This window comes from Bradyrhizobium sp. (genome assembly GCF_035701725.1).
GTDB lineage: Bacteria > Pseudomonadota > Alphaproteobacteria > Rhizobiales > Xanthobacteraceae > Bradyrhizobium.
In genome coordinates this window covers 1-5,530 of record NZ_DASSRP010000340.1, presented here as the reverse complement: position 1 = coordinate 5,530, position 5,530 = coordinate 1, and the positions used below count along the sequence as shown (strand labels likewise).

The 5,530-nt window shown below is 61.7% G+C and carries 5 protein-coding genes and 2 pseudogenes; 3 read left to right on the top strand and 4 right to left on the bottom strand.

Annotation, left to right across the window (positions count from 1 at the left end):
• A pseudogene (locus VFL62_RS20525) lies at nucleotides 1–481 on the top strand (O-antigen ligase domain-containing protein); the annotation flags it as partial.
• Here VFL62_RS20525 and VFL62_RS20520 read toward each other — a convergent pair.
• On the bottom strand, nucleotides 459–980 hold the full coding sequence (locus VFL62_RS20520) for a MarR family winged helix-turn-helix transcriptional regulator (RefSeq protein WP_325174214.1): 522 nt from the start codon (nucleotides 978–980) through the stop codon (nucleotides 459–461). The pseudogene VFL62_RS20525 and the gene VFL62_RS20520 sit on opposite strands and share 23 nt — an antisense overlap.
• A gap of 93 nt (nucleotides 981–1,073) precedes the next feature.
• Here VFL62_RS20520 and VFL62_RS20515 point away from each other — a divergent pair, with 93 nt between their 5' ends.
• A complete protein-coding gene (locus tag VFL62_RS20515) occupies nucleotides 1,074–2,315 on the top strand; it encodes an FAD-dependent monooxygenase (protein WP_325174213.1) in 1,242 nt (413 codons plus the stop codon).
• Here the strand turns inward: VFL62_RS20515 and VFL62_RS20510 are convergent.
• The 3 genes from VFL62_RS20510 to VFL62_RS20500 all read right to left on the bottom strand — a co-directional run bounded on the left by VFL62_RS20510 (nucleotide 2,266) and on the right by VFL62_RS20500 (nucleotide 5,284).
• Nucleotides 2,266–3,444 (bottom strand): saccharopine dehydrogenase family protein, encoded by a 1,179-nt coding sequence (locus tag VFL62_RS20510; protein ID WP_325174212.1) that lies wholly within the window; start codon nucleotides 3,442–3,444, stop codon nucleotides 2,266–2,268. The two genes, VFL62_RS20515 and VFL62_RS20510, sit on opposite strands and share 50 nt — an antisense overlap.
• Nucleotides 3,445–3,606: 162 nt before the next feature.
• Nucleotides 3,607–4,392 carry a DUF169 domain-containing protein gene (locus tag VFL62_RS20505; RefSeq protein WP_325174211.1) on the bottom strand — a complete coding sequence of 262 codons (786 nt, stop codon included), beginning with the start codon at nucleotides 4,390–4,392 and terminating at the stop codon, nucleotides 3,607–3,609.
• 88 nt (nucleotides 4,393–4,480) lie between these two features.
• Complete coding sequence (locus VFL62_RS20500) at nucleotides 4,481–5,284, bottom strand: YdcF family protein (protein ID WP_325174210.1); 804 nt, start codon at nucleotides 5,282–5,284, stop codon at nucleotides 4,481–4,483.
• An 84-nt stretch (nucleotides 5,285–5,368) separates the two neighbouring features.
• On the opposite strand from VFL62_RS20500, the pseudogene VFL62_RS20495 reads away from it, so the two are divergent.
• Nucleotides 5,369–5,530, top strand: a pseudogene (locus VFL62_RS20495) (amidase); the annotation flags it as partial.

Here is a 5,530-nt window from a genome sequence, read left to right as displayed (position 1 = left end):
GCTGCTGTCGTTCGATTCCATTGCCGATATGTTCAAACAGCGCGCAAGTTTCGATCAAAGCTATGACGAAGGCCGCTTCGGCCGGTTCGGCAGACACATTCTCGGCGCCGAGATGGCGCTCGACCTGCCGTTCGGCATCGGTCCGCTGCAGTTTCACAACTACTTTCCGGAAGACACCCATAACTCCTATCTGAATGCTTTCATGTCGGGCGGCTGGCTCTCCGGCATTTGCTATCCGGCCCTGATCGTGGTGACGGTGGTGATCGGATTCCGGCACGTGCTGACGCCCGTGCCCTGGCAGCGGCTTTATCTGGCGATCTTTGCAGCGTTTCTCGGCACCGCCGGCGAGGCTTTCGTGATCGACACCGACCACTGGCGGCACTTCTGGATGATGCTTGGCGCGATGTGGGGCATGTTCGCGGCTGCACAGGGCTACAAGGCCGCGCCCGATCGCGCCATCAACGCCGCCGGGATTTCCTGACCTCGGCGCGTTTTCCTTTCGGCAGTTCCTTCATCATCGTCTTGAGCTGATTGGTTGCCTCCAGCACCGAATCGTAGGCCTCGGTTGCAAAGCGGACCAGCAGCTTCAATTCAGCATCCGTATAGCGGCTCAATAACTCCTGCATCGCACGCTGCATCAGCACGTAGAAGCGCCCGATGTCCGCCTGCCGTTCCGGCACCGGCGTGATGAAGACCTTGCGGCGATCGCTGTCGTCGCGCTCTCTCCGCACAAAGCCGGCCTTTTCCATCCGGTCGACCACACCCGTGATGGCGCCGGTCGTCAGCCCCGTCAATTCGGCGAGCCGGCCGGCCGTCATCCGCCCCTCCATGTTGATAAAATCCATGCAGTCCATGTCGGAACTGGAAATCCCGGCGTGGTCCGCCACGGCCTGCGCGAACAGCGTGCCTTGCGCGGAAGACTTCCGCAGCGCGGTTTCGAGTTCCTGCATCAACGCGGCGCGCGTTTTCGTCCTTGACAAGGTCGAACTCTTATCTTAGTCGGTATATATCTTAGATACTAAGATAATTAGTATCTGTGATTTTTTAGCCCGCCGCAACGACAGGAGCAAGCCATGGTTTCCCGTTCCCGCAAGGCCCTCATCATCGGCGCCGGCATTGCCGGTCCTGCTGCCGCGATCCTCCTCAAGCGTGCCGGCTTCAATGTCGAATTGTTCGAGGCGTGGCCCTATTCGGCCGGCATCGGCGGCGGCCTGCAGATTGCGCCAAACGGCATGCGGGTTCTAGCCGAGATCGGGGTCGCCGACGACATGATCGCCGCCGGCTCGGTCGCGGACTCCTTCGACTTCCGCTCGCAGTCGGGTCGCAAGATCGGCTCGATTAACGGGAACATGGTGCGGCGCTTTGGCCAGCCGGCGGTCAATATGCGACGATCGACGCTGTTGGAAGCGATCGTCAACAAAGCCTGGTGCGAAAACGTCGAACTGCGCTTCGAGAAGCGGCTGGCCCGTATCGAGGACCGCGCCGACCGGCCCATCGTGGCGCATTTCACCGATGGCAGCAGCGCCGAGGGCGATTTTTTGATCGGCGCCGACGGTGTGCACTCGATGGTACGCCAGCACGTCCTGCCGGACGGGCCTCGACCATTCGATACCGGCTTGATCGGCTTCGGAGGCTTCGTACCGCGCGCGCTGATCGAAGATACCGGCATCGGCCAGCGCGTCGAGGCCACGTTCGGAACGAGCGGATTCTTCGGGTACGGCCTTTGCAGCCCCGACCCGCAATGCGGCGCAATGTGGTGGAGCACCCAACCGTCGCAGGGGCTCAACGCGGCGGCCTACCGCGCCATGGATCAGGAGGTTATTCGACATCATTTGCTTGATTTCCATGCCGGCTGGCACGAGCCCATCCCGAGTATTCTGCACGCCGCTGACAATATCGTCGCCACCGATACGCTCGACGTCGCCACCCTGCCGGTGTGGTCACGCGGACGCACGCTCTTGATCGGTGACGCTGCCCATGCCACCAGCCCTCATGCGGGCCAAGGTGCATCACTCGCGCTCGAGGACGCCATGAGGCTCGCCTGTCTCATGCGCGAAGGCCGAGACCTTGGCCAGACCTTCCAGGCCTTTGAGCAGCAGCGCCGTCCGCGGGCCGAACGCATCGTCGCGATCGCCCGCCGCAACGGCAACAGCAAGCGCGAATTCAGTGCCACCGGCGCCTGGCTCCGCGACCACATGTTCAAGATCCTGATCCCGATCACGTCGCGGGGAATGGATTTCATGTACGCTTACGATGCGGGCAATCTCACGTCTCGACCTGAAAGGTCAGGCCAGCGTGATCGACAAGCCGCTTGATCAGTCTGTGCTGCATGGCCGCGCCCGGCGTCCAGATGCCGGCTGGCACGTCGGGCGCATCACGCAGCAAGCAGATGGCGCATTCCGATATCATCTTGGAGGTCGATCCATAGCCGGGGTCGCGGTCGCCCTTGACCGAGGCACGCACCTGGCGCCCATCGGGAGAAATTCCGACAAACAGCAGGTCGTAATATCCGCTCTCCCGCTCTTCCTTCGATGGCCCCTCTCCCGGCTTGGGTACGGCCGCACCGGCGAGATTGTTGTTGGCGGCCATGATGCGCTTGGCCCTCGCCTCGCCCTCTTCGCCGGGCCCGGCAATCTGCATCTCGTCGTAGACGAAATCCCGTCCGTAGGGAAAACCAAGCAGTACATTGGAGCGATGCACGTTGCGCGTGTTGATGTTCGCCATGAAGAATGGCGTGAGCCAGGTCTGCAAATCCTCATCATAGACAGGCCTGTTGCCGGGCGGCTGCTTCGGTCCGCTGAATCCCGGTGTTAGCGCAAAGGGATCGCGCACCAGCGCCAGCAGGCTCGGATCTTTCGCCGCAGCTTCGAAGATCGCCTTGCCACTCGCCGCCGTGCCGCCCGAGAAGGTCCCCTTCATGGCGCGGATGCGCCCTTTGACCCGCGCGACCGGCGCGCCGAACGCTTTTTTCGCGGCTTCCTGGCATGTGAATACGCCAAGCTCGAACGGCAGGGAATCATAGCCGCAGGAGAACATGATGCGCGCGCCGCTGCGCTCTGCGCTCGCCTGATGGGCATCGATCATCCGGCGCATCCATGGAACTTCGCCGCACAGATCGAAATAGTCGGTGCCCGAGGCCGCACAGGCGGCGATCAATTCGTTGCCGTAGAGCAGATACGGGCCGACCGTGGTCACCACCGATCGCGTTTGATCGATCATCGCCTTGATCGAACCGGGATCGCTGGCGTCGGCCACGATCAGCGGCGTATCGGCCGGCGCGGCGATCGCGTCTCGCACCTTGGCAAGCTTGTCCAGGCTTCGCCCGGCCATCGCCCATTTCAACTGGGCATCGCTCTTGTAGTGCGTAGCCAGATATTCGGCGACGAGCTGACCGGTAAAGCCGGTTGCGCCATAGACCACGATGTCGAACTTTGAGGTTGTCATTCTAGATTCCTATTGCTTCGTCATTGCGAGCCAACGGGTCGCGTGAACGCGTGCCCGATGACAGGCTCCGCGAAGCGATCCAGATTCAAGCAGGAAGCTCTGGATTGCTTCATCGCTTTGCGCCTCGCATTGAGAGTGCCTGAGTTTTTGCGCCCGATTGGATCACTTCTTGCCGTACGACACACCCATGCCGGCACGCACGTCGCTCTGGATACCATAGGGCGCAATCGGATAGCGCAGGCCGTTCTTTGCCAGTTGTTTCATGCCGACGATAGCCTTGGCGAGATCGGCAGGCTTGAGCGCCATCAACATCTCCTCATCCGGGACGCCGCCATAGCGCCGCTCGGCAAAACACGGCAGTGACAACGACGGCTCGCCGGTTTTCAGCGCGCGGCCCCAGGAATCCGCGCAGGCCGTCTCTCCGACCACGCTCCATTCGAACTTCTTGTAGCCGGTATATTGCAGTCCGTTGATCAGAATGATCATCTGGCCCGGTGTCGCATAGACGAGGCAAATGTCCGGCGGGTTCAGCCGGCCGCTGGCAAGCGGGCTCACTGCCATCGCCTGGTATCGGCCGAACGGCACGACATCGAGCGCCTCCTGGCGTTTGCGCGCATCCTCGGCCGTGCCGTGCCAAACCCCGACGTAGTTTGCGCCGGCTCGCCATTTCTCGTCCTGCGGTCCCAATCCGATCACCGCGCGGCACTGCGCGCCAACCAGGTCATCGCCGGTGACGCCGACCGTCCAGCCGAGCCGCGAGGCCATGCTGACGATCTGATCGGTGGTATGGATCGCGGTCGGCCGCCTGATCTTCGGGATCGCTGTCATTTCCTCGACAGTCGCAAACATCTTCAGCCCAATCACCGTCGTCTTGAGGCGAAGGAGGCTGTTGAGGTCAGCGACAAGGCCAACGGGATCAAATGTCTCCGGCGGGATCTGTTGCTGCATGGGCGTTTGCTCCGTTGTCTTTGTTTGGTTACGTCTGTTGCTGACGATCCTAGCCGATTATCGGGTGCTTGCGGCCGCCGGGCCTCGGCTAATTCGGGCCGGGTCCCGGCAGGAAATCGTCGATCTTTCCGGTCAGCCGATAGGCCACGAGCCCGATCCATTCGCGCATCGCAATGTCGGTGCGGTCCAGACCGTTGGTCGAAACCGACGAAAACTCAAAAACTTCGGATTTGCTGGAGCGCCGATCGACCGGAAAAGCCTCGATCTGAAATCCCGCCTTGCGGAATAGCCCGATCGAGCGCGGCATGTGGTAGGCCGACGTCACGAGCAGCCAGCGCTCGCCTGGCTTGGGATCGGCGACTTTCTTGGTGAATTCGGCATTTTCAACGGTGTTGCGCGAGAGCCGCTCGGCCGCCAGCCGCTCCCTGGCGACACCAAGCTCTTCAAGCATGGTCAGCCCGTAATCGGCTTCCTTGGCGCTGGCATCGCCGACAAGGTTGGCGTTGCCCCCGGAAAAGACGACGCGTGCATTGGGATAGCGCCGAGCAAGCTCTGCGGTCGCGACGATGCGGTCACCCGAACGTCCAAGCGCCGGCCTGCCGAGCGCAGCCGACAGGTCGGGATCGATCGCCCCACCGAGCACAACGATGCCGTCGGGCGCACCGCGGGCCGCGTCCCATGACGGAAACCGCTCTTCAAGCGGCAGGATCAAGAACCTTCCAAGCGGCGAAAATCCGCACAGGGCCAAGAGCAAGACCGAGGCCACCATCAGCCGGCGGCCCGATCTGGCGTAACGCGTTGGCAGAAGTATTGCACCTATCAGGCCGATGCCGATCAGGAAATTCACCGGCATCAGCATGGTGCCCAGCGTTTTCGACAGTAAAAAAAACACGAGCTCCCCCAAAACCCTCGATTTGCCGGCGATATCTCTGATACAGCCTCATACGCGACGTCCACTCAGCACAGAAGACCCGTTATGACGCATCACCAGCTGCGGGCCAGTCCCGAAACCTGCCATTGGGGCTTCTTCGAAGCCAAATTGCGCCCTGTCATCACCATCGAAAGCGGCGATGAGATCACCATCGAAACCATCAGTGGTGGACCAGAGGTGGTTCCGGACCGCAGCCGTTTCCATGTT

Excerpts from the sequence above, each read along its gene's own strand:
- VFL62_RS20510 (WP_325174212.1), bottom strand. The coding sequence starts at position 3,444 with ATGACAACCTCAAAGTTCGACATCGTGGTCTATGGCGCAACCGGCTTT.
- VFL62_RS20505 (WP_325174211.1), bottom strand. The coding sequence starts at position 4,392 with ATGCAGCAACAGATCCCGCCGGAGACATTTGATCCCGTTGGCCTTGTC.
- VFL62_RS20515 (WP_325174213.1), top strand. The coding sequence starts at position 1,074 with ATGGTTTCCCGTTCCCGCAAGGCCCTCATCATCGGCGCCGGCATTGCC.